This is a genomic window from Candidatus Merdisoma sp. JLR.KK011 (assembly GCF_036941125.1).
Classification (GTDB): Bacteria; Bacillota; Clostridia; order Lachnospirales; family Lachnospiraceae; genus Laedolimicola.
Genome location: NZ_JAYWSZ010000003.1, coordinates 1,681,436 through 1,702,925 on the forward strand (window position 1 = coordinate 1,681,436; position 21,490 = coordinate 1,702,925).

At 41.6% G+C, this 21,490-nt stretch carries 22 protein-coding genes and 4 pseudogenes; 11 read left to right on the top strand and 15 right to left on the bottom strand.

Features of this window, described 5'->3' with window-relative positions; all coding sequences use genetic code 11:
• Window positions 1-83: 83 nt before the first annotated feature.
• From VV089_RS09160 to VV089_RS09185, 6 genes and pseudogenes are all read left to right on the top strand, one after another.
• A complete protein-coding gene (locus tag VV089_RS09160; RefSeq protein WP_334335681.1) occupies window positions 84-2,222 on the top strand; it encodes a M56 family metallopeptidase in 2,139 nt (712 codons plus the stop codon).
• A 107-nt stretch (window positions 2,223-2,329) separates the two neighbouring features.
• A pseudogene (locus tag VV089_RS09165) lies at window positions 2,330-2,410 on the top strand (sigma-70 family RNA polymerase sigma factor); the annotation flags it as partial.
• Window positions 2,400-2,486, top strand: a pseudogene (locus tag VV089_RS09170) (cysteine-rich VLP protein); the annotation flags it as partial. The pseudogenes VV089_RS09165 and VV089_RS09170, both read left to right, overlap by 11 nt.
• Window positions 2,473-2,649 (top strand): annotated as a pseudogene (locus VV089_RS09175) (ATP-binding protein); the annotation flags it as partial. The pseudogenes VV089_RS09170 and VV089_RS09175, both read left to right, overlap by 14 nt.
• A 356-nt stretch (window positions 2,650-3,005) precedes the next feature.
• Window positions 3,006-3,365, top strand: a complete 360-nt coding sequence (locus tag VV089_RS09180; RefSeq protein WP_172544756.1) for a BlaI/MecI/CopY family transcriptional regulator — start codon at window positions 3,006-3,008, stop codon at window positions 3,363-3,365.
• 54 nt (window positions 3,366-3,419) lie between these two features.
• The gene (locus VV089_RS09185) at window positions 3,420-5,024 is read left to right on the top strand and encodes a M56 family metallopeptidase (RefSeq protein ID WP_334335682.1); all 1,605 of its coding nucleotides are present in this window, start codon (window positions 3,420-3,422) and stop codon (window positions 5,022-5,024) included.
• 119 nt (window positions 5,025-5,143) lie between these two features.
• Here VV089_RS09185 and VV089_RS09190 read toward each other — a convergent pair whose 3' ends face one another.
• Together VV089_RS09190 and VV089_RS09195 are read right to left on the bottom strand one after the other, a co-directional pair.
• Window positions 5,144-6,157 (bottom strand): hypothetical protein, encoded by a 1,014-nt coding sequence (locus VV089_RS09190; RefSeq protein ID WP_334335683.1) that lies wholly within the window; start codon window positions 6,155-6,157, stop codon window positions 5,144-5,146.
• Complete coding sequence (locus VV089_RS09195; protein ID WP_334335684.1) at window positions 6,154-6,711, bottom strand: RNA polymerase sigma factor; 558 nt, start codon at window positions 6,709-6,711, stop codon at window positions 6,154-6,156. Before VV089_RS09195 ends, VV089_RS09190 begins: the two co-directional genes overlap by 4 nt.
• Window positions 6,712-7,061: 350 nt before the next feature.
• On the opposite strand from VV089_RS09195, the gene VV089_RS09200 reads away from it, so the two are divergent.
• The 3 genes and pseudogenes from VV089_RS09200 to VV089_RS09210 all read left to right on the top strand — a co-directional run bounded on the left by VV089_RS09200 (window position 7,062) and on the right by VV089_RS09210 (window position 10,616).
• Window positions 7,062-8,297, top strand: coding sequence for an ATP-binding protein (locus tag VV089_RS09200; protein WP_172544760.1), 1,236 nt, complete (start codon window positions 7,062-7,064; stop codon window positions 8,295-8,297).
• A 259-nt stretch (window positions 8,298-8,556) separates the two neighbouring features.
• Window positions 8,557-8,781 (top strand): annotated as a pseudogene (locus VV089_RS09205) (BlaI/MecI/CopY family transcriptional regulator); the annotation flags it as partial.
• A 53-nt stretch (window positions 8,782-8,834) separates the two neighbouring features.
• A complete protein-coding gene (locus VV089_RS09210; RefSeq protein ID WP_334336233.1) occupies window positions 8,835-10,616 on the top strand; it encodes a M56 family metallopeptidase in 1,782 nt (593 codons plus the stop codon).
• A 241-nt stretch (window positions 10,617-10,857) separates the two neighbouring features.
• Here VV089_RS09210 and VV089_RS09215 read toward each other — a convergent pair whose 3' ends face one another.
• The 9 genes from VV089_RS09215 to VV089_RS09255 all read right to left on the bottom strand — a co-directional run bounded on the left by VV089_RS09215 (window position 10,858) and on the right by VV089_RS09255 (window position 16,353).
• Entirely contained in the window at window positions 10,858-11,397 is a 540-nt protein-coding gene (locus VV089_RS09215) for a DUF1697 domain-containing protein (RefSeq protein ID WP_334335685.1), read from the bottom strand.
• Between the two features lie 70 nt (window positions 11,398-11,467).
• Window positions 11,468-12,655: a hypothetical protein gene (locus tag VV089_RS09220; protein WP_334335686.1), complete on the bottom strand. Its 1,188-nt coding sequence runs from the start codon at window positions 12,653-12,655 to the stop codon at window positions 11,468-11,470.
• Window positions 12,652-13,209: an RNA polymerase sigma factor gene (locus tag VV089_RS09225; RefSeq protein ID WP_334335687.1), complete on the bottom strand. Its 558-nt coding sequence runs from the start codon at window positions 13,207-13,209 to the stop codon at window positions 12,652-12,654. Before VV089_RS09225 ends, VV089_RS09220 begins: the two co-directional genes overlap by 4 nt.
• 97 nt (window positions 13,210-13,306) lie before the next feature.
• Window positions 13,307-13,720, bottom strand: a complete 414-nt coding sequence (locus VV089_RS09230; RefSeq protein ID WP_334335688.1) for a DUF3788 domain-containing protein — start codon at window positions 13,718-13,720, stop codon at window positions 13,307-13,309.
• Window positions 13,721-13,741: 21 nt separating this feature from the next.
• Entirely contained in the window at window positions 13,742-14,083 is a 342-nt protein-coding gene (locus VV089_RS09235; RefSeq protein ID WP_334336234.1) for a GNAT family N-acetyltransferase, read from the bottom strand.
• 35 nt (window positions 14,084-14,118) lie between these two features.
• Window positions 14,119-14,931: an alpha/beta fold hydrolase gene (locus tag VV089_RS09240; protein WP_172541590.1), complete on the bottom strand. Its 813-nt coding sequence runs from the start codon at window positions 14,929-14,931 to the stop codon at window positions 14,119-14,121.
• 186 nt (window positions 14,932-15,117) lie between these two features.
• On the bottom strand, window positions 15,118-15,384 hold the full coding sequence (locus VV089_RS09245; protein WP_172541589.1) for a hypothetical protein: 267 nt from the start codon (window positions 15,382-15,384) through the stop codon (window positions 15,118-15,120).
• Window positions 15,385-15,416: 32 nt separating this feature from the next.
• Window positions 15,417-15,713 (bottom strand): hypothetical protein, encoded by a 297-nt coding sequence (locus VV089_RS09250; protein ID WP_334335689.1) that lies wholly within the window; start codon window positions 15,711-15,713, stop codon window positions 15,417-15,419.
• Between the two features lie 229 nt (window positions 15,714-15,942).
• Window positions 15,943-16,353, bottom strand: coding sequence for an ester cyclase (locus tag VV089_RS09255; protein WP_172541588.1), 411 nt, complete (start codon window positions 16,351-16,353; stop codon window positions 15,943-15,945).
• Between the two features lie 358 nt (window positions 16,354-16,711).
• Between VV089_RS09255 and VV089_RS09260 the strand changes: the two genes are divergently transcribed.
• Both VV089_RS09260 and VV089_RS09265 read left to right on the top strand, forming a co-directional pair.
• The gene (locus VV089_RS09260; protein WP_334335690.1) at window positions 16,712-17,578 is read left to right on the top strand and encodes a tyrosine-type recombinase/integrase; all 867 of its coding nucleotides are present in this window, start codon (window positions 16,712-16,714) and stop codon (window positions 17,576-17,578) included.
• Window positions 17,571-18,728 carry an IS91 family transposase gene (locus VV089_RS09265; protein ID WP_334335691.1) on the top strand — a complete coding sequence of 386 codons (1,158 nt, stop codon included), beginning with the start codon at window positions 17,571-17,573 and terminating at the stop codon, window positions 18,726-18,728. The genes VV089_RS09260 and VV089_RS09265 overlap by 8 nt, the downstream gene beginning before the upstream one ends.
• A 441-nt stretch (window positions 18,729-19,169) precedes the next feature.
• On the opposite strand, the gene VV089_RS09270 is transcribed toward VV089_RS09265, so the two are convergent.
• The 4 genes from VV089_RS09270 to VV089_RS09285 all read right to left on the bottom strand — a co-directional run bounded on the left by VV089_RS09270 (window position 19,170) and on the right by VV089_RS09285 (window position 21,458).
• Window positions 19,170-19,994, bottom strand: a complete 825-nt coding sequence (locus VV089_RS09270) for an Rpn family recombination-promoting nuclease/putative transposase (protein WP_172541587.1) — start codon at window positions 19,992-19,994, stop codon at window positions 19,170-19,172.
• A gap of 117 nt (window positions 19,995-20,111) precedes the next feature.
• Window positions 20,112-20,342, bottom strand: a complete 231-nt coding sequence (locus VV089_RS09275; protein WP_334335692.1) for a hypothetical protein — start codon at window positions 20,340-20,342, stop codon at window positions 20,112-20,114.
• Complete coding sequence (locus tag VV089_RS09280) at window positions 20,320-20,628, bottom strand: hypothetical protein (protein WP_172541586.1); 309 nt, start codon at window positions 20,626-20,628, stop codon at window positions 20,320-20,322. The genes VV089_RS09275 and VV089_RS09280 overlap by 23 nt, the downstream gene beginning before the upstream one ends.
• 173 nt (window positions 20,629-20,801) lie before the next feature.
• Window positions 20,802-21,458: an HAD family hydrolase gene (locus VV089_RS09285; protein WP_334335693.1), complete on the bottom strand. Its 657-nt coding sequence runs from the start codon at window positions 21,456-21,458 to the stop codon at window positions 20,802-20,804.
• Window positions 21,459-21,490: the final 32 nt, after the last annotated feature.

The window sequence follows — 21,490 nt, forward strand, 5'->3', positions numbered from 1 at the left end:
AAACTTAGTATCAACCTTGTTGCGGCAGGATATTCTTTCGGCAGACGAATTGAAAGAGATTGAAACATTTTGGAGAAAAGAAAATGAATGAATTTATAAAAATATTATTGTCGCTGTCTGTTTCCGGCACACTGTTACTGCTTTTCATTTTGGGATTGAAGCCGCTGTATAAAAACAGGTTCAGCAAGCGTTGGCAGTATTATGTCTGGATAGTTGTTGCGCTGCGGTTTCTGCTTCCCTTTACTCCCGATACTACGATTGTCGGGAGCCTGTTTGAAAAATTCGATACGGCAGCAATAACAAATGAAATCCCTACAAGCCCCAACGTATTCGTTCCAGCAGGTACGGGTAACAGCAAAGCAGAGCCAATACAGACAAACCGGGAAATAACCGGCACTGCTATGCGTGAGCCATTTAATATATATGTCTGCCTGTTTTTTATCTGGTCAGCATTAGCACTGGTTTTATTTGTCCGTAAAATAACGGTTTATCAAGGATTTATCCAATATATCAAAATGGGAAATAAAGAGGTATCAGATATAAAAATTTTGAATCTGCTATCTGATTGTGAAGAAAAACTGAATATCAAAACAAGGGTGGAACTATCCTGTAATCCGTTGGCTGCTTCCCCTATGCTGATTGGTTTCTTTCGCCCAAGAATTGTTTTACCTGTCCGCGAATTGGAAGATAAAGAGCTGTCTTATATCTTTGTGCATGAGCTAACTCACTATAAACAAAGGGATATGTTTTATAAATGGCTGATACAGATTGTTGTGTGCGTCCACTGGTTCAATCCTTTTGTATACTTGCTGGAAAAGGAAGTGAATAAATCTTGTGAATTGTCATGTGATGAAAAAGTTATATCTGTACTTGACGATATCGCAAGGCGAGAGTATGGAGATACACTGATTTCCTTTTTGAAGTCAAACAATCTTTACAAAAGTTCTTTGGCTTCCGTCACTTTGACAGAGGGAGCAGAACAGTTAAAAGAAAGGTTAGGTGCGATTATGAAATTTAGGGAAAAATCAAAAATAACTATTGGCGTCACTGCTATTTTTACGGTTGCTGTCTGTGTCTGCTTTTTTGTGACTGGTGCATACGCTGCCCCCTCTGTTGCTAATGATATGAAAACGTGGAAGGGCAGCGAAATATTGAATGAAGTTTTAACAGATAATGGAGTGTACTATATCTTTTGTGAAGGTGCGGACGAAGAAGATAAACCACAGGCATCTGTTTCAGTTGGAAGCATCAAGTTTGTTGTGGTGCGAAAAGATAGCTGGACATCTATTGGACCGTTTGACAATAAGGAAACACTTCTTGAAGATGTCACAGAACAGTGCAAATATATGAAAAATCTTACAGAAAAAGAAAAGGAATTAGTTATAGAAACTGCGGCATCAATAGCAGAGAAGAAAAACAACGGAACAGATACATATATTTATGATGAAAATTTAGGGGTTGGTTGGTATCTGGATAATGAAAATTTGGATAGAACAGATTTTGAAAATGATGAATCATACAAATACACTTATACACAAAACGGATATTACTGCAATTCCTATATTATTGAAATGGGTTGGAACGTATATGCAAAAGCCCAGCAATACTATGGAGTAACAGAAATTGTCATGAAAGACAACTCGAAAATGACAGTGTATTTTTCTGATACTGCGAAAGATTATATAAATGACAGCGGAGCTGTTTCGGCAATAGAAGAATTGATTTATTCTTTGAAAAGTGCCAATATTAGTCCGGCAATAGAAATGCCTTTGATTATGAGCATAACGCCTGTTGCAGCTGATGATATACCAGCATTGACGGAAAAATATTTTCAAAATGAGGACTTGATTAGATTTTCTGCACTCTTTTCGGTATTAGACGAAGCAGCTCAAAAAAATTACTACAAGAAAGCATATGACGCTGATAAAATTGCGCTCTTTTCAACTATTGTACAGGACATGGACGCAGATTTAATTTTACAGTATGTAGATAAATCGGAACAGGATAATAAATCAAATTTCTTTGCCGTACTTTCAGATTATATGCAATCAAGTGATTTGAAAAAATATGCCGAGAAATACTATGAAGCTAATAATATTGCCCGGTTTACAATTCTACTTGATTGCATGACAAAGGAAGAAAAACAGGAATGGCTGAAAAGGGTGCAAACAGATAAGAAAACTAATTTTGCTGCAGTCTTATCTGATGAATTGCTTGATTAAATTGTTATGGTTTAACAAGGGGCAGCCGACTAAAACAACGCTGCCTCTTGCAAAATAAATGAACTTATCAATATTGTTTCCCATGTGGGAGAAAGGGGGGATTTTCTATGGATTGCACAGAAGCATACAGGGAACATATCATGTATTCTTTCAATGGTTTCTGCAAAGTCGTCATACGTATATGTGCAGAGTATCAGCTATTCGCTTCTCTGCCGCTGGTTCATTGCCGCCGTGCTTCCCTTTGACGGGAAGCTGGAAGCTGCTGATAGTCACAACCAATTTGACGCTGGAGGAATTGCAGCACCCGGAGGGCACTGCCCATGCCCGGATTTATGACCGTCTGCTTGAAATGTGCTGCCCTCTTTTCTTTACTGGAGAGAATATCAGAAAATCCACGGCACAGAGGAAAATGGAACAGTTAAAATAACTGATGAACGGAAAGGAGAGCCTACGAACAATGACAAGGACAGTGTAACCTACTGAAAAAAGATACATTTTTTCTTTTTCCCTATTGACTAATGCCGAAGTGCTCTGTGGTCCTGATAGGTTTTATTGTGCTCCTCATTTCTACGCTCCGCCAGAATTTCATCAGTACCTTCACGGAACCGTTCCATCCGTTCTTTTAAATCAGCAGACAAATCATACGCTTCAAGACAAATACTTACCCCTCGGCAATTTCATAATTTTCCGTAATACTACTGCGATAGTATTGACAATCAACCCCAAACAGGGTAATATATACATATCAGAAACTACTACAGTAGTATACGAAAGGAAACAGCAATGGATATCAAACTTTTCGATTCCGAACTAAAAGTAATGGACGTTCTCTGGAGGGAGGGCGACGCAACCGCAAAACACATCTCGGATGTTTTAAAAGAGGAAACAGGCTGGAACGTGAACACTACCTATACACTGATCAAGCGCTGCATCAAAAAAGGAGCCATTGAGCGTTCCGAACCTAAATTCATGTGCCATGCCCTGATTCCAAAGGAAGAAGTGCAGGAAGCAGAGACAAACGAACTGATTAACAAAGTCTATGACGGCTCCGCAGACAAGCTGTTTGCCGCCCTGCTGAGCAGGAAAAAGCTTTCTGCAGAACAGATAGAAAATCTGAAGCAGATTGTTACGGACTTGGAATAAGGCAATAAGTTTGGAAGACTACTTTCACAGCAACCATGTCAGGAGGAAAAATCCATGAATTTACTGGAAATAAGTTTTTCCGGGGCTGTCTTTATCCTTGCAGCTGCTATTATCCGGGCAGCAGCAATCAATCATCTTCCGAAAAAAACCTTTCTTGTTTTGTGGGAAATGATACTTTTAAGACTGATGATTCCCTTTACCATCCCGTCCATTTTTAGTGTCTATACACTTATACCCTATAAGTACCCCTTAATACAAGCCCCTTTGGAGCAGACGGGCTTCCTCCGTCAAGGTGTCAATCACCAGATATTCGATACCTTATTTCCGCCGTTTTTTAAAGCCCCAGCGGCCCCTGTGACTTCCGCCGTATCACAGGAACCTCTTATCACAACACAGGGACCGGATTTACTGCCGGCAAGCAGTCTCTCTGTCTTTGTTTGGTTTCTTATCTGGTGCACCGGAATGATACTTCTGACCGTATTTTTCATCCTGTCTTACTTACGCTGCCGGATGGAATTTCGGACCGCCTTACCTGTTAGCAACACTTATGCCAGACAATGGTTAAAGGAACACTCCCTGAAGCGCCAAATCTCAGTCCGGCAGTCGGACAGAATCTCTGCGCCGCTGACCTATGGTATTTTCCGTCCTGTTATTTTAATGCCGAAAACAACGGATTGGGAAAATGTAAGCCAGTTACAATATATTTTCACACATGAATATGTACATATCCGCCGTTTTGACACTCTTACAAAGCTGATTGCGGCACTTGCCCTTTGTATTCACTGGTTCAATCCCTTTGTCTGGCTTATGTACATTCTCTTCAACCGTGACATAGAACTGGCATGCGATGAAAGTGTTATAAAACAATTGGGCGAAAAGTCGAAAGGGGACTATTCCCGAATGCTTATCCGCATGGAAGCGGAGAAAAGCGGACTGTCACCCTTTTCCAGCAATTTCAGCAAAAATGCCGCCGAAGAAAGGATTACTGCAATTATGAAAACAAAACGGACCACTCTTGCCGCTCTTCTGTCCGCCTGCCTTACCGTATTTGTTATGGTCAGCCTGTTCGCCACCTCTCCGGCAGTTTCAGCGGACGGCAGCCTTACCGGGACGCCCCCGGTCCGTGACCCACGGACAAATGCAAAAGCAATTGCCGCAGACAAAAAAAGCGCCATGTCCATTGTCCATGAAAGCGCAGATATTCTCTATTACGAAAACGGGGATGCTTACATTCACGATATACTTACCAACAATACAGACAAAACCATTACGGAAATCCAGTATTGTATGCTGGCGTACAAGGAAAACGGTTCCCCATTAAAGCTCCATTGGTATTTCATTGACAGCAGTTCGGATGGCAGCTTTGAAAATATTGTCCGTGCAAAAAAGAACATTTTACCGGGTGAAACAGAGGAATACAGCGGCGGCTGGTCGCTGTATCACAATAAAATAACAGAGGATTTCCCGAAAGTTATGTATGCCGAAGCGTATCAGGCGTCATACGCACTGCTTTGTTTAAAGCAGGTTGTATTTGAGGACGGAAGCTTCTGGAATAACCCGGACTATGAAAACTGGTTTCAGACCTATGCGGGGCAGGAAACGGAGGTAGAGGAATTGCAGAATTATTATCCCCATGCGTACAGGATCGAATTTGAATAAAGTATTTTGTAAAAAGGGATAGGCGAGAAAAAGTGACTGCACCATTAAAAGGATATTTTCCAACTTATGGAAATTATCCTTTTCTATTGCGGGGAGCACTCCCACTCCCCGGCACGCTGCTAATCAGTCAACGGAAAAGTCACCTGCCAATTGCCTTTTATGGGTCCGCTGCTGCACGTCCAGAATTCCCCCCATATTTCATAGCTGTCTAAACCATCAGCAGGTATGGGAAAAACATACTCCTGATAATTGTCTCTTCCATCGTCATCCCGAAAGCTGACACTATACTGATCATAGACTGCTTCCCCATTTTCATTTTTCAAATAAATCCTGCCATGGTTATCTGTCTCAAGAATATCAGCGTATCGCACCTGTACATGCAGCTCATTATCCAGAATTCCATATCCGGTTAAGGCAACACCCTTTTCCAGAACAACTGCGGATTCCTTATCCGGTTCCATAAGCCGTATCTTATCTTCCTCCAAAGAATCCAGATCCATTCCGCCATATCCGCTGATATCAGGATTCGCCTTAAAATTATTTATCACCGGTAATTCCTTTAAGTCTATTGTCTCAAGCTTCAAATCGCTGTGTTTCTTTCCAACCAGGATTTCTCCGACTGAAAAAGTAATCTTGTCCCCGGGAATCAGCACTTCATTCATCTGCTCAATCTCCAGCAGAAATGTGACTGTTGCAGTTTCCTCATCATATCCAGCGAAAAAGCAGCCTCCCCTTTGGTCATACGGAGTATGAATGCTATAACTGTCAAATAAGTCTGCGGTCTCATCAAGGCGGTTTCCTTTTACGTCCTGCATAGACACTAAGATTGCGGCCTTATGACCCTCAATATTTGCCGCCGCTACCTCCATCTTAATCCCATTATCCTCACAGGAAATCCTGACAGGTTTTAATTTCTGAGCAGCAGATGGAGAAATCATATATAATAACTCATACGCAATTTTATTATCCGCAGCCGATAAAACCGGCACCGCAGAACCAAAGCAGACACATATGCATGCAGCAGCTGCCCATTTTTTCCACCCGGCGGGCTTTCGTACTTTATAAGCATCAGCCTCTTCTAAATACTTTGGATGAATTTCTGATATCCCATGATACAAATCCTCTACCGTCATACACTTACCCCATTTCCGTATAAAAACATTTTCAATTTTTTTCTTAATTTCAGCATCCTTTGTGCCATTTGATTTTCCGTGCAGCCAGTCACTTTTGCCAATTTCTTTACTGCATCACCATAATAGTACCTTTTGATAAACAGAACCCGATCCTCTTTCGGAAGCTCTCCCAGCCAATTATTTATCCATTCCGCCAATTGCTGATGAGCAAAATTTTCTTCCACATCGAAATCTGAGGGAATGCATTCTTCCAGTTCATCAAAAAGCATTTCCATTCCTCTGTATCTCTTTTTCGCATGATTTGCCCTGTATTGGCTGATTGCCGTGTCTCTCACAAGCTTTCCGAGAAATGCCTTTAAGGACACCGGAATAACCGGCGGAATTTTATTCCATGATAAATGCCAGGTATCATTTACGCACTCTTCCGCATCTTCCCGGACAGTAAGGATATTCTTCGCAATGCCAAAACAATAGGAGCCATACTTATTCTGTGTTTCTTTTAGCGCCTTTTCATTGCGTTCAAGGTACCATTTAATAATCTGTTCATCCTCCACCTGCAGTCTCCTTTCCCAAAAATTTGAGTTTCTTCACATTATATAGCCGCAAAACAGGGAATAATATTGGGAGAATTACGTTTTTTTATTCATTTTTTTCACATTATACAGTATCCCGTATGATTCTAAAAGAAAAAGGCGGACCGGAATTGTTGACTGTCTGACCTTGAATCAAGTATTCTGAATATTTTTTCTGACCTTCACATATGAAACTTTATCTATTATAAGAATTTCAGACTTATAAGTCTGAAAATATATTATTTTATTAATTTTCTGAATTTCAAGTCCGAAACAATTGCTTTTTCCGGTTTTTTGGGTATAATAAGGATAAGAGCTTTAGGAGGTGCGCTATGGTTGAACTTATAAATCGCCCTAAATATTTAAATCAGCTTATCCAAAACAAAGATGTGGATCTGGTCAAAATCGTCACCGGTATCCGCAGATGCGGAAAATCATCCCTGCTGGATCTGTTTCACCAGTATCTGTCTGACAATGGAGTGGCTGATTCCAATATCATTCATATGAACCTGGAATCCCTGCGCTATCGGAATCTTTCTGATTACCTTGCTTTCTATGACTACGTCAGTGAGCGCATTCCGAAAGGACAAAAGACCTATCTGATTTTTGATGAGCTTCAAGCTGTGGAGCATTGGGAAAAGGCCGTGGAATCGTTTCGCCTTGATTTTGATGTAGATATCTACATTACCGGCTCCAATGCCTACTTGCTTTCTACGGAGTTTTCTACGCTGCTGTCCGGCAGATACGTGGAAATCCGTATGCTGCCGCTGTCCTTTCAGGAATTTCTGACTTTCTACGAATTTGACCCCTCTGTCACGGCGGAAGAGAAGTTCCAGAGATATCTCCAGTTTGGCGGTATGCCGATTTTGAGAGAATATCACTTCAATGAAGCAAGAAGCAATCAGGCGCTGGAGGGTATTTACTCCACCGTCGTACTGCGTGATATTCTCCAGCGAAACAATCAGGCGGATCAAGGAATCCTCCAAAAAATCGTGCTGTTCCTTTGCTCCAATATTGGCAGCATTACCTCTCCCAACAGCATCGGCAATGTTCTGTCCAATGAGGGCGGCATTCAAAATGGAAAAGGCAAAAATATCGCAGGAAAAACCATAGATAAATACATTTCCATGCTGCACAGCGCATTTATCTTCTACTCTGTTGGAAGATATGATGTAAAAGGCAAGCAATTGTTGAAAACATTAGGAAAGAACTACATCATTGATATGGGATTTCGCAACATGCTCCTGGGCTATCGAGACGGGGATCGGGGCCATATTATCGAAAACATCGTGTTCCTGGAACTGATTCGGCGTGACTACCGTGTCTCTATCGGAAAGGTGGGAGAAACAGAAGTTGACTTTGTGGCCGAAAAACCCAATGACAAGCTGTATATTCAGGTAACGGAAAGCATGCTGTCACCTGAAACCCGTGAACGGGAACTCAGACCATTGCGCCTGATACCTGATAATTACGAGAAAATTGTATTGTCCATGGATAGAAGCTATATTAATTCCTATGACGGAATCAAGTCCCTGTACTTGATTGACTGGCTGTTATGTGAAACATAAGGACTAAAATCCCTGTACAATATAATGCTCATTTTTATTGACATATTTCTTACCAAAACGTATGACAATATCAGAGATGGGAAACCATCATCAGGAGAGTTCCTGCCAGACAGTGGGAGACTTTAAAATCAAAGGGTGAGCGCTATGAGCACCCTTTGATTTTTTTCTTTGCAGGAATCACTTCCCGATCTTCATCCGTGGAACCGGAATGAAAGGGAATATGAAAGCTGAGCAATATGATCCCTGATGCAAAAAAGAACTGGAAAAAGACAAAAACGAATGGAAGAACAACACCGTACTCACCCTGCTCTCCCGTCTGGCAGAAAAAAAGTTCCTGAAAATCAAGAAAATAGGCAGGCGGAACGAATATACGGCAACTGTAACAGAGGCAGAATACCAGGCCATGCAGACCCACAGATTTCTTGACAAAGTCTACGGGGGAAACGTAAAAAATCTGGTATCAACCCTATTGCGGCAGGACATTCTTTCGGCAGACGCTGGCAGTATTACATCTTTATCATCGCAGCGCTGCGGTTCCTGCTCCCCTTTACCCCCGACACTACGATTGTCGGAAGCCTGTTCGAAAGGTTTGATACAGCCCCCGAGGCAAACACAATTTCCACAGGCCAGCATACACCCGTTTCCATCAATACGGCTGACAACAGCCCAGAACCGCCAGAGATAATTAAAGATATAAGCGCCCCTGCCCCGGATAAGCCATTTGACAGATACATCTGTCTGTTTCTCATCTGGTTCGTATCCGCACTGGTTCTGTTTGTCCGCAAAATAACCATGTATCAGAGCTTTCTAAAATACATGAACGCCGGTAGTACGGAGGTATCCGATATCAAAATCTTAAACCTCCTGTCTGACTGCAAAGAAAAACTGAATATCAAAGCGAGCGTAGAACTATCCCAAAATTCATTGACCGCTTCTCCCATAATGACCGGCTTCATTCGTCCAGACATTATTTTACCCGTCGGCGAATTAAAAGATAAGGAGCTCTCCTATATCTTTATACATGAACTGACACACTGCAGACAAAAAGACCTGTTATACAAATGGCTGATACAATTTGTTGTCTGCATCCACTGGTTCAACCCCTTTGTATATTTACTGGAAACAGAGGTAAATAAAGCCTGTGAATTAGCATGTGATGAAAAAGTTATAAGCCTACTTGACCATAAGGCAAGACGTGAATATGGAGATACACTCATATCCTTTATAAAAACAGGCAATCCTTACAAAAGCTCCCTGGCTTCCCTCACCTTGACAGAAGGAGCAGAACAATTAAAAGAAAGGTTAGGTGCTATTATCAATTTCAAGAAAAAATCAAAAACCATTATTGCTGCTACCGCTGTTTTCTCCACTGCGATCTGTATCTGCTTTTTTGCAATGGGCGCCTACGCCGTATCCGGCAATAAAACCACATGGAAAGACAGAGAAATACAGAACGAAGTTTTAACAGAAGACGGTGTTTATTACATCTTCTGCGATGGCGCAGAAGAAAAAGACAAACCGCAGGCTTCCGTTACCGCCGGAAACATCCAGTTTGTATTAGTGCGAAAAGGCAGCTATACTACTGTCGGTCCTTTCCCCAATTCGGAAACACTTTTGGAAGACGTTGTAAAACAATGCGAACAAATGAAATCCCTTACGGCGGCAGAAAAGGAACTCATCATGAAAACCGCAGCAGGTATCGGTGGCATTTCCAGTTCCTCCCCCTCATATGCAAAGCTGCTAACATACAAAACCGAAAACTATTTAGACCAAAGTGTAGCCGACTTCAACGCCGCACTGGCCTCAACACCCGATGAATTAACAGAGTTGCTTGCAGCACAGGCCGATGTAATAAACACCATATCGCCCTATGATGAAAACTATGACTTTTTCGCAACAACCATGAATCTTTCCACCAACGAATTATACTGCGAGAAAATGGGAGAAGAATTTACATATTTCGCATCAATATCAAAAATGAGCTGGCCCTTAGAAGAGCTGAATGAGGGGGAAATCATGTATGACTTCAATTGCTTTGTTGATCTCCAGGTCACTTACTCCATCAGCAAACCGGAACTTTTAACGGTTGCCAAAAGGGAGCAGACCTTATTAACTTTCAGAGAAGAAATGCAAAACTACCTGGACAGCCTAAGCGAAGCGGAAATTACGGCCGGCGCCATAGACGGCAGCATCAAAGCAGCCCTCACAGACGAAGCCGCTAAGCTTGCAGACAGCCTGTCCGGCGAAGCTATGACATTGTCCTTTGAAATTACACTGATAGATATTGCTGACGAGGGAGAAATATATGCTATTCAATAAAGTACCGCTTATAAGAGTTGTCCTTTGTCAGCAGAAAAAGGATCAGTTTGCCGCTTATTGTGGGGATTTTTAAATCCCCACAAACCATCAAAATCACTTTCATTCGTTTATCCGGCCGGATTTGACTGCTGACAGATTTTCTTTGATCTTTGCTCCCCTTTTAACAACTCTATAAACCGGCAAGCCGGAATTTAACATATCTGTCTCGCTCATTGCCTGCAGGAATAACCCGGAAAGCAAATTACATGTTCACGATTTTCCTGACCGTGTTTGCCGTTCTGATTGTCAGTTTGCTGCTGATATTTGTGCTTGCTGTCTTTGACCACCAGTTTGTCTTCTGATAATCCTTTCGGCTGAACGACCAGAATATCACTTCTTTGTAACCCTTTACCTGCTCTAATTCTGCCTTGGGCTCTCCGATTTCACTGAATACTTCGGCTGATGTGGCCGGAGGTATCATGAAAATCAGATTGTCATAGATTTCTTTGCTTTCCCCGCCCCACCAGTCAGGTGCATGGTGCAGAATGTCCGCAAGCTCTTCTTGTGACAGAACAAAAACGGGAATGTCCAAGTCAAATTTGTTTTTTATCATGGCTTCCATCTGGTTTATAAGGCTTCCTGTATCATCTTTCTCACTTGAAAAAATCACATTGCCGCTGTTTAAGTATGTTTTAACTTCCTGAAAGCCAAGTTCTTCAAAGCCTTTCTTTAATTCTGCCATTGATATCTTATTTTTCCCACTTATATTAATGCCACGCAAAAATGCAATATATCTCTTCATAGGTACGGATTCCTCCATGCAAATCAGATTTAATAATTCAGTTTCTGTGATGCCGTCCATTGTTCCTTTATTATTCGGGGATGGCTAAACCGCCGTCAACCAGTGTTCCTTTATACATGGAATATGCACTGCCAATTTCATTGCCATCAGAAATATTCCCTCTATACTTTACTGCAACAGTATCTCCAACTTTTATGTCTATGCATTCGATGCATCTTCTCATTCTTATATCGCCGGTATAGATTTTGTAGACCGTACCGTCCTCTTCGTTTGTGCAAAGAACACGATCGTCAACCAGCACATAGCCGTCACCAATCTCAGTCAGTGTTCCGGCTATGGTAAGCTCATAAGGCTCAAATGCTGCCTTTGCAGAATTATTTTTAACATAGTTGATGATTTTTCCCGCTGCTTCTTCTCCGATGAAATAAATATAACTGTAGTCAAAGATATTGGTTGCAAAGTATCCGTCCTCAGAAATATATACTGCCCCTTTGTATACCCCCAGAGCATCCGATGTTGCGGTAAATGTCAGATAATTTCGATTACTTCCGTCAAATACATCCGTTTCGCTGTACAGCCTGGCATCACGGCATTCTGAAAGGATCTGCCAGATATACGCATCATCATTTACAGTAAAGTAACCTTTTTCATCATATCCCTCACAGACCGTATAGTGATTGAATTGGAGGTTCTGTGCCAGCCCATAGAGCTCTATCATTTCTCCGAACGTTGCAGGCGTTGTTTCTTCGTTTAGCCGGTAAACATAGAATCCATTGTCATTGCCGGCTGCAACAAGTCTTTCCTCTGATACACCATTGATTTTTCGCACTTCAAATGTCTCGGTGTATTCTTTTCCGGTATAGGGATCTATCCCCTCTGCTTTGCAGGTGCCAAGGGCATCTCCAAGCAATTCTGTGTCAATGGAATTTAGATTTTTAATGCTATATGCATTGCCGTTAAATTCGATGGTTTGATATTTCTCGCTGTCGGTTTTGTATTCCCAGGGCCATTCCATATCCCCTTCCGCCCCAGAAATATGATATTTATATTTTGCCGAATCCGCTTCGCTGCCCTTAAGGACTGCCGGCAGGATTGCTGCTCCTGCAAGCATAAGCAGGGCAAAGCTGGCTGCAAGCCCACTCCATTTTTTCCAGGCATAAGGGCGGTCATGCTTTTCAATGCCGGTATAAGCGGCAGCTTCGTCTACATATTTTTGATTGATATTGCCGATGATTTCGGAAATTTTTCTTTTTCTCATAAGGATACCCCGTTTCGTATCAGATATTTTTTCAGTTTCCCACGGGTTCTGGAGAGCCGAACCGATATGTTATGGCTGCTTGTATGAAACAGCGCCGCAATATCTCCAATGGAATCGGAATACCAGTATCGGCGGACAAACATGATTCTATTTTCCTGATCCAGTGTTTCAAGAAATCTGTCTATAACAAGAGCAAGCTCATTTGCATGAAATTCATCTTCAACCGAAGCGGATGCCGGAAAACAGTTTTCCAGTTCATTCAGGGAAACATCGTAAATACTGTTTCGTTTTGCTGCAGTGTTTACATGATACTTTTTGATGGCGAGATTACGAACAATGCGGCAGACGTAACTCAAGAGTGGATTTGGATTTTGAGGCGGTATTGTATTCCATGCTCCGAGATATGCGTCATTTACACATTCTTCCGTATCACGTACATCATTTAATATATTGTCTGCAACCTTGGTGAATACAGAATTGTATTTCTTAGATAGTTCAACGATTGCCTGCTCTGAGCGCTCATAGAACAAATCGATGATCTTACTATCTTCCAATTCTTCACATCCTTTCTGCCTCACCTTTATACTACGGTTTTTACATGAAATGTCTCATCCTTATTTAATTTTTATCAAAAATATGTGTACGAAGAAGCTACTTTCTGTTTGGCTTTCGTTTGATTCCAAGAAGTCTCATAAAATCATCAAACAAGGTCGTATCCATCGGCTCAAACATCAGCCATTTTCCATCATGATAGGTTTTCGTTTCATCATAAATCCTTTGAACCTCTTTTGAATAATTCTCTCTATCTGTCTCAAATTTTAACCTTTCGTCTTTCCCTAAGATAACCATAAATCCGATACAGTTTTCTCTTGCATATAATGCACATAAAGTTTTGCCGCCCCGACGGTATTTATATTCATATTTCCACGCTTTACCGCCTTTATTCCAGGAACAGTCCATGTCATATCTGGAATCAATGACAGCAATTAATTGATTCCAGATATCGTATAGTGGTTCTCCCACTAAAATTGTCATCTCTTCTGCGTTAGGTATTGTTTCAAGCATGACAGCCTCCTAATATAAATTTTAAGTTATCGGTTGCTTTTCTATGAGGTAGGATTGTAAGCTCTTTTGACAGCCATTTTTTTCATAAAATCCCTCTGCCTCCGGCTGTGCACCAAAGTACAACATAGTAGGCGTATTTTCCTTTGCCAGTTGAAGAAGCTTGCTTCCCACTCCCTGTTTTTGATATTCCGGCAGGACAAGCAGCTCCGTAATTGTTCCGAAAAAATAGCCATCCGTAAGAATGCGTAAGCACCCTATTAGCATTTTATTGTCATAGGCGGTTATGTTTCGTGTTCTGGATAATGCACACTGTGTTCTTTCTATGTCATAATCCCCTTGCCATATTTGATTAACAAATGGAATAAAGGTGCGGTTTTACACTGGCAGGGACGATTTGATCAAATGTTTCTTACCAGCTCTTCAATCAGCTGATTTACAATCTCCGGCTGATCTGTGTTTGAATTATGTCCTGCGTCTTTTATCCATTTTAAAGGGATATGGGTGTTTCGATGCCATGCCTTATTATATCTGATGCAGGAACCGGCGTGATCTTTTTCACCGCAGATTAATAGTGCAGGACATTTGAGCTCATAGGGCAGATCCTTTTCCATTGCATTTGCAAGAATTTTGAATCCATGACCGGCTATCTGGGAATACCGCTTTTTATCTCCGTCGTATACCATCATCATTTCATGCATCCGTTTTCTCCCATATTCCGATACTGCAACACCATTTGTACCGGACTTTAACAGGGATTTCCAGGGATAATAAAAGTAAACGGGTTCCATTCTTTTTAATAACCAGAGCTCGATTCCTGTTACATACTTTCTTTGTAATGGAGCGGAATCAATAGAAACGAATCCCTTTAAGTTCTTCGGATATAGCTGGGCGTAGGCCTGTCCAACGTAGCCGCCCATGGATTGTCCTATAATCACGGGTTTTGTTATTTTCTCCTGTTCAAAGATTCCGTTCAGCCATTTTGCTTTATCCATCAGATCAAAATCAAATTGAAAGGGCCATGAGGATGCATGGGCGGGCGGGTCCCATACAAGGACATTGTAGCGGTTTTTAAAGTATTCGATTTGTTTGTCAAATAATCTGTGGTCAGCTGTCAGTCCCGGCAGGAAAACCAAGGCTGCGGTGTCAGCAGCTATTGTATGAATCCAATAATGGATCGTGCCTGATGGTGTTGTATATGTTTTTTCAATCATTTGTCTGTCTCCATAAGCCGGAATTATTCACTTTTGTTTCGGATTGTATCAATAATCCGGCAGATGCCTATTACAATTACAAGCAGAAGTCCAGTAAATCCCACAAGGTTAATTGTCAAATCACTGCCAATGAAAGGGAAAAAGTTGAACATTTCTCCTTTGCAAACTTTGCTTTGCGGCAATGCGTTATTGTAGCAATAATTGATCTATGTGCCGGATTATCTCTTGTTCAGATAGATCATATGGCATTGGGTCAATATCTTCAAAGCAGTAATTTGAAGCATAGGAATGGTTATCCGTCCACTCTATGACCCAAAAATCTGTTAATGTAGATACTTTGAAAAATTCTCCATTCATTGTCCAGCAAATGCCGGAGGGATATAATTCTACTTGCTTTGCTCCAAGTTCACGGAACCTGTTTTCAACAATTGCTTTTATATCTGCTTTTTCCATTGATGGTCTCTTTTAAATTCTGAATGCATCTGTTACAATTTTTCTATTTCTTTCAATGCTTTTTGAATATCCTTATAAACGAGTGGCTGCATACTATCGTCATAAACCGATGTGTCTGCATTATGAAGTGCAAAAAGAGCAAGCAATACAAGCCCTCTTGTACAAATATAAGAATTATCACTGTCAAGCATATCGCTTAATCTGTCCATATAAAGATAAACGCTATTCGTGTTTTCACTTTCTTTTTGTAACTCCTGTAATGCTTTATAAGCAGCTGTATTATTTTTATCAAACAACAATTCAAATGTTTCTGCTACATGAACTGACATGATATCCTCCCTTTTACGATTTAGAGTAAATGTTGTAGTTTTTCTATGATATTCTCATTTCCTTTTAATCTTATCATTGGAATGGATACATTTTCTTTGGTTAGCAGATAAGAGATTTTTTCTATAAATAACCCCATTTTGCAGATTTCCTCTATCCACCCCCATGCAGCAAAGCTCCGGGCAGAGCATTTGAACAATACCTAATCAAACATATTTCTTTTGGTTTCTTTTATACGGGTTTAATTAAATGGTGTTCAAAAAAGGTTTCAAAGGTATTCGCAGCACCACTATGTTCAACAATTTTTCCATCTATGACTTTATCAATATTAACCCCTGTAATTTCCAAAACTTTATTTGTAGGTGTTATCCCGACAAAATCTCCCCTGTGTGTTCCTCTCATAATAAATTCTGAAATAATATAATCATCTTCTGCATATTGGCGAATAATTTTCATAGTGTAGTCAAGATACGTTTTTTTCACAGCTATAACATGCTGCTTCATTCCGTTTATTCCTATGAAAATTGTTTTTTCACCAGTTCTTTGCATACAGTCCTCTGCTATGTACTTAGAAAGAGCTTCAAGTCTATTTTCTGAAACGATCACTTCGTAAAAATATTTTACAATGTCTTTATTGTTCATCCTTTATCTCCATTACTTCAAATTTCGTTGAAACGAAACTCTGCTTATTGCCATCCGTATATTCAGCGTTTGTAAATGTTTATTTTATAATATGGTATATTGTACCAAGTCGCTAGCGCGACGGCTAGCTCCAGTTATAATTATTCTCGCTACATTATAGAAAAAAGTAGCAGTTTTTGTTTTTATGTTGTATTGTTGAATTACCCCTAATCCACAATCACATAACAACCAAAACTGCTATGCTTATTTTATCATGGATTTCTCATTTCAACAACTGTATATCTTATTTTCCTCGTCCGCCGCCTTTTCTGAAATGTAACCCGTTGTTTTCTTACATTTCATCAAAGGAGATTTTATTATGGACAATTATTTAAACACTTTCCGGGAGATGATCTCCCTGCGTGGCCTTACGGACCATACACTCAAAAATTACTGCACCTATATCCGTGCCTATCTGGATTACCTTTCCCGCTTTCTCCTTAAAGCTCCCGAAGATGTTTCCTGGAATGAATTGCGTGATTATATCCGCTGGCTCCAGAAATCCAGAAACCTTTCTGACAGGACTATCAACTGTGCCATCTCACAGCTCCGCTTTTTTACCATCTATGTCCTCCACAAAACATGGGACGATACCCAGCTACCCTTCCGCAGGTTCGATGAATATCTTCCCTATGTCCCCTCCAGACAGGATACCTGGACTTTCATATCCACTATGCCTGATTTAAAGCAGAAGGCCATGACTGCCCTGATGTATTCCTCCGGCCTCCGCATCGGGGAGGTATGCTCCCTGCGTTATGAAGATGTTGACAGAAAGAATCTCAGACTCCATATCACTCATGGCAAGAACCGCCATGACCGCTATGCCATCCTTTCAACAGCCGCTCTTGACCTGCTTACCCAGTACTGGTTTCAATACGGAAAGCCCCGGGGATATCTTTTCCCCAAGCAGAACGGACAGGACAGGCCCATTGACACCTTTTTCCTTTCCAGGCATATCCATGCCCATGAGGACCGCCTTGGCTGGGAGCGCAGGCTCACCTGCCATTCTTTCCGGCATGCTTTCGGCACCCATCTGTATGAGGATGGCGTTGACCTGCTTACCATTAAAGCTCTGCTGGGACATAAATCTTTAAGCTCCACCGCCATTTATGTCCATCTGGCCTCCAATGGCACCGGCTCCGCCGTCAGCCCTTTTGACCGCATGGCAGGTGTTTCTCATGGGTGAATTTAAGATCCGGCAGGTATTTGAAGCTTCTTATCAGGCTTATTCCGCAAAAGCGCCTTATCTGTCGGATGTACAGCGTAAAGCGGCACATTCCATCCTGAAATGTAAATCCCCTTCCCTCGGGTGTAACGTAAGCCGCTGTGACTGCTGCGGACATATGGTATTCCACAATAATTCCTGCCGTAACCGCAGCTGCCCTGACTGTCAGGCTGTCTTAAAAGAAATCTGGGTGGACAAGCGCAGGGCCGAGGTTATCGATTCCCCCTATTTCCATGTGGTATTTACTCTTCCGCATGAACTGGGGCCGCTCTTTTACCACAACCAAAAGCTTCTTTACGGACTTTTCCACAGATGCTGCGCCCAGACCCTTCTCGAATTAGCTTCAAGCAGGAAATATCTCGGGGCTGTGCCCGGCATCATACAGGTCCTCCATACCTGGAACCAGGAGCTTTCCTACCATGTCCATATGCACTGTATTGTTTCCGGAGGCGGTCTTACAAAGGACCATAAGATACGCCTCTCTTCCAATAACTTTTTTATTCCGGTCAGGGTTCTGAGGGATAAATTCAAGGGAAAGTTTATGGCCTGCCTCAGCCTGCTTTACAAAGACGGCTCCCTTGCTTTTCCTTCCTCCTGCTCCGCTCTTAAAAATCCCTGCTCTTTCAGGGAGTGGAAGGATTCCCTTTATGCAAAGGACTGGTGCCCTTACATAAAAGAAACATTCAACGGATTCGGCAATGCAATTGAATATCTTGGGCGTTACACCCACAGAATTGCTGTTTCAAACAGCAGGCTCCTTTCCGTTTCACGGGATTCGGTCTCTTTTTCTGCCAGAGGTTTAAAACCTAATGACCCAAAACGCACCATTACACTGGACAACATTGAATTCATCCGCCGCTATCTGATGCACGTCCTGCCTTCCGGTTTTCAGAAAATCCGGTACTATGGTTTCCTGAACAACCGCATGAAGACACACAACCTGACGGTTATTTTTAAACTTCAGGGCGGACAGCGTTTCCGGCAGCGTTATGCCGGTATGGCCATGGCAGAACTGCTCAAAGCGGTCTGGGGTTTTGATATCCGCATCTGCCCGGAGTGCGGCTGTGCTTCCATGAAGCAGCTTGGAAGAATGCATGCGCCTTCCGGATAAAACAGCGTTTTTTCATACTGTTTTTCAAGACCTCCCGGCGGAAGGTCTGTGAAGCATGCCCTTAAATACGAATACCGCATAACAAAGACCTGCCTTCACAGCCTTTTTTCATAGGATTCTCCTGTTTAGGGGAGCTGGAAAAGATACTATCCCCATATACATACCGGCTGCACGTCCGCGAATTGGTACAATTGGAAAGAATCACATTCCGAGCAGTTTTATCTTTTGTATAAAGCTGTTCTCTTTTTCTGCTCTGAATCTGATACTTTCCTTAAGAACTATATCATAATCTGCCGGCTGTTCCTGTGTCAAATTTTTTTCCTGTTATTTCTGATATAAATTTTCCTGTTGTGAAATGGTTCATTTGGTTTAGCCCCATTTATTTACAATATCAGAGCCAGGAACCTGTTTTTAGATTCCTGGCCCATTGATACGAACAACTTATGCGTTTCGCTCTGCTTTCAGTTGGTTTACTTCTTCCAGGGAAAGCCCCGAAATATTCGCAATTTCTTCTAAGGCGTATTTTCCGGCAGCTAACATACGAAGTGCTGCTTCTTTCATTCCCTCTTTTATTCCCTCTTTTATTCCCTCTTTCAGTGATTCATTTCTCATGTCTTCCATGATGCGGCACATCTCACTCACTCCTTTCGGGTTTTCTTTCAGATACCGTGTTCGGTCTGCCATCAGTTCAAAATTCATATCAGATGCTTGTGTACAGTTAAAATCATGCATGAGTTTTCCAAGATTGGATTCTCCCCTGTATTCGCCATTTACATAAAGGATATGTTCCCCATCTTCAAAAAATTTACCTGTAGCAAGGTTGATCCTCTCAATCGGATAAACCGGCTCTCCTTTGCCATAAAAGTCTTTCTCAATAATGAAGATCGTGTAGGTGTCCGGCAGTTCTTTAAAGTCCTGCCCGGAATGAAGATTCTCTACATCCATCACGCTGGAATGGTATCTTGCCCTATGGGGATCTGCTCCTTTTTCCTGCCTTTGAATTTCCAAATCGTATCTTTTTCCGGCTGAATCTGTGCCGTATGCGTCCAGACAAATAGAGCGTGCCCCGGCCAGCCTTTTCATATCCTTTTGCGTTTCACAATCAGTAATAATCAAATCCGGCTTATCTGTGATAATGCGCAGCACCAATTCTGCTAATGGTATATTATCCTTAAAAAGACAACGCATGAAGTCATCATCAATCGGCCGTAAATCACGCAGACGCTGTAGATCTTCCTGATGTTGCTGTTCCGCCGTTGTCAACATCCCCACACCTGCCTTTCTTTCCGTTTTGTATCTTCATACTACCATAAACCTCCTGATTTTACAAGCCGGAAGCCGGTGTGCTTTTGATTGGAATTGATAACAAGTATTAAAAATGTATTAGCGAAAATAACCTGCAAGATATTCCATAGCCGTGTCTGATATCTTAAATATCATTTTCATACCGGCAATCTCCAGTGTGACATAAGGTATATCCTTATAACAGAGTATTTCGCATACAGGATACAATTCTTTGTTCGTTTCGCTTTCTCCGAATTTTATTGTCTCCTCCTGTGAAAGCTGAAATGTTCCAACGAATTCTGCCCCTTTAGGAAGCCTTTCTTTTTTCATGATATTCTTCATTCATAATCAGTAATCGGTATGCCCGGACAATACCAGCCATATATACGCATAAGAAAGCTCCTGTGCCGGCTAATACCATTCCGCAAGCCAAAACGATATTATCTAAAACATACATTTCAGCAGGCACAATCATTGGACAGAATAAAAATCCAATGGCAATAAAAGCAATCCCAACAAGATTAAGAATATGAGATGATTTCTTTTTATCGGCATAAGCAGCGGTTAATTCTGATTCATGCTTATTTCTGTGTCCCAGAAAGAAATAATCCGCCAATGAACAAACCGGCCGCAATACCAATTTTTATCATTTTTCTTTTTTGATTTTGTACTTTTTTATTATATCGCTGTTTTGAAAGAGTAAATAAATAGTATCAGAGCCGGAAACCTGTTTTTTGGTTCCCGGCTCATCAGTGGGAGGATGCTGCCTGCTGTTTTCGTGCTTCTCCATCAATGCAGCAAATCCAATACTTCGGATAATTTTTTTACAGTCGTAATTTCCGGATGTTCATTGGGCCCATTTCTTATAATCAGGACCGGTTTAATTCCCGCCGATACTGCCCCAATTCCATCTGATTGATAAGAATCCCCTACATGAAGCACTTCCTCAGGCGCACAGCCGCTGACTTCTAATGCCTTTTCAAATAATTCCCTATGAGGTTTATAGGCACGAACCATATCTGCACACACAATCCCCGCCGGTGACAGGCTGTTTAATTCCATTGCCCGGCTCACATACTGTATTCCATTATTGCTGATTACATAAATCGGCAGGGGACATGCCTCAAAAAATTCCTTTACATCTGAAAAAACAGGAGCATTTACCCAAAAACCTTGTATCAATTTATGTAATTCTTCCAGGTCTGCTTTAAGTTGATATTTTTCTACAAAGAAATTCAGCGCCCGATCTGCAATCTCATCCTCAGACAAATAAGAATCGCCGCAGCTCTCCGCTTCCAATCTCTTGACAATTCCCCACCATTCTTTTAGTAAAGTTTTTGGTTCGTGCAGGTTACTATTCTGACACATCGTCATGACGGTTTCCTGCATTTCCTTTCCGCCCTCCTGCACAATCGTACCTGTATAATCCATAAAAGCTGCTTTCATCATCATTCCTCCTAGTATAACGAGTTTTAAAG

What these genes read in the sequence shown, in the direction of transcription:
- VV089_RS09240 (WP_172541590.1), bottom strand. Translation starts at nt 14,931, where the DNA reads ATGATTGAAAAAACATATACAACACCATCAGGCACGATCCATTATTGG.
- VV089_RS09185 (WP_334335682.1), top strand. Translation starts at nt 3,420, where the DNA reads ATGAATTTACTGGAAATAAGTTTTTCCGGGGCTGTCTTTATCCTTGCA.
- VV089_RS09270 (WP_172541587.1), bottom strand. Translation starts at nt 19,994, where the DNA reads ATGTTGACAACGGCGGAACAGCAACATCAGGAAGATCTACAGCGTCTG.
- VV089_RS09255 (WP_172541588.1), bottom strand. Translation starts at nt 16,353, where the DNA reads ATGAACAATAAAGACATTGTAAAATATTTTTACGAAGTGATCGTTTCA.
- VV089_RS09285 (WP_334335693.1), bottom strand. Translation starts at nt 21,458, where the DNA reads ATGAAAGCAGCTTTTATGGATTATACAGGTACGATTGTGCAGGAGGGC.
- VV089_RS09265 (WP_334335691.1), top strand. Translation starts at nt 17,571, where the DNA reads ATGGGTGAATTTAAGATCCGGCAGGTATTTGAAGCTTCTTATCAGGCT.
- VV089_RS09220 (WP_334335686.1), bottom strand. Translation starts at nt 12,655, where the DNA reads ATGAGAAAAAGAAAAATTTCCGAAATCATCGGCAATATCAATCAAAAA.
- VV089_RS09260 (WP_334335690.1), top strand. Translation starts at nt 16,712, where the DNA reads ATGGACAATTATTTAAACACTTTCCGGGAGATGATCTCCCTGCGTGGC.
- VV089_RS09160 (WP_334335681.1), top strand. Translation starts at nt 84, where the DNA reads ATGAATGAATTTATAAAAATATTATTGTCGCTGTCTGTTTCCGGCACA.
- VV089_RS09200 (WP_172544760.1), top strand. Translation starts at nt 7,062, where the DNA reads ATGGTTGAACTTATAAATCGCCCTAAATATTTAAATCAGCTTATCCAA.
- VV089_RS09245 (WP_172541589.1), bottom strand. Translation starts at nt 15,384, where the DNA reads ATGGAAAAAGCAGATATAAAAGCAATTGTTGAAAACAGGTTCCGTGAA.
- VV089_RS09180 (WP_172544756.1), top strand. Translation starts at nt 3,006, where the DNA reads ATGGATATCAAACTTTTCGATTCCGAACTAAAAGTAATGGACGTTCTC.
- VV089_RS09215 (WP_334335685.1), bottom strand. Translation starts at nt 11,397, where the DNA reads ATGAAGAGATATATTGCATTTTTGCGTGGCATTAATATAAGTGGGAAA.
- VV089_RS09190 (WP_334335683.1), bottom strand. Translation starts at nt 6,157, where the DNA reads ATGACGGTAGAGGATTTGTATCATGGGATATCAGAAATTCATCCAAAG.
- VV089_RS09275 (WP_334335692.1), bottom strand. Translation starts at nt 20,342, where the DNA reads ATGAAAAAAGAAAGGCTTCCTAAAGGGGCAGAATTCGTTGGAACATTT.
- VV089_RS09230 (WP_334335688.1), bottom strand. Translation starts at nt 13,720, where the DNA reads ATGCTTGAAACAATACCTAACGCAGAAGAGATGACAATTTTAGTGGGA.
- VV089_RS09250 (WP_334335689.1), bottom strand. Translation starts at nt 15,713, where the DNA reads ATGTCAGTTCATGTAGCAGAAACATTTGAATTGTTGTTTGATAAAAAT.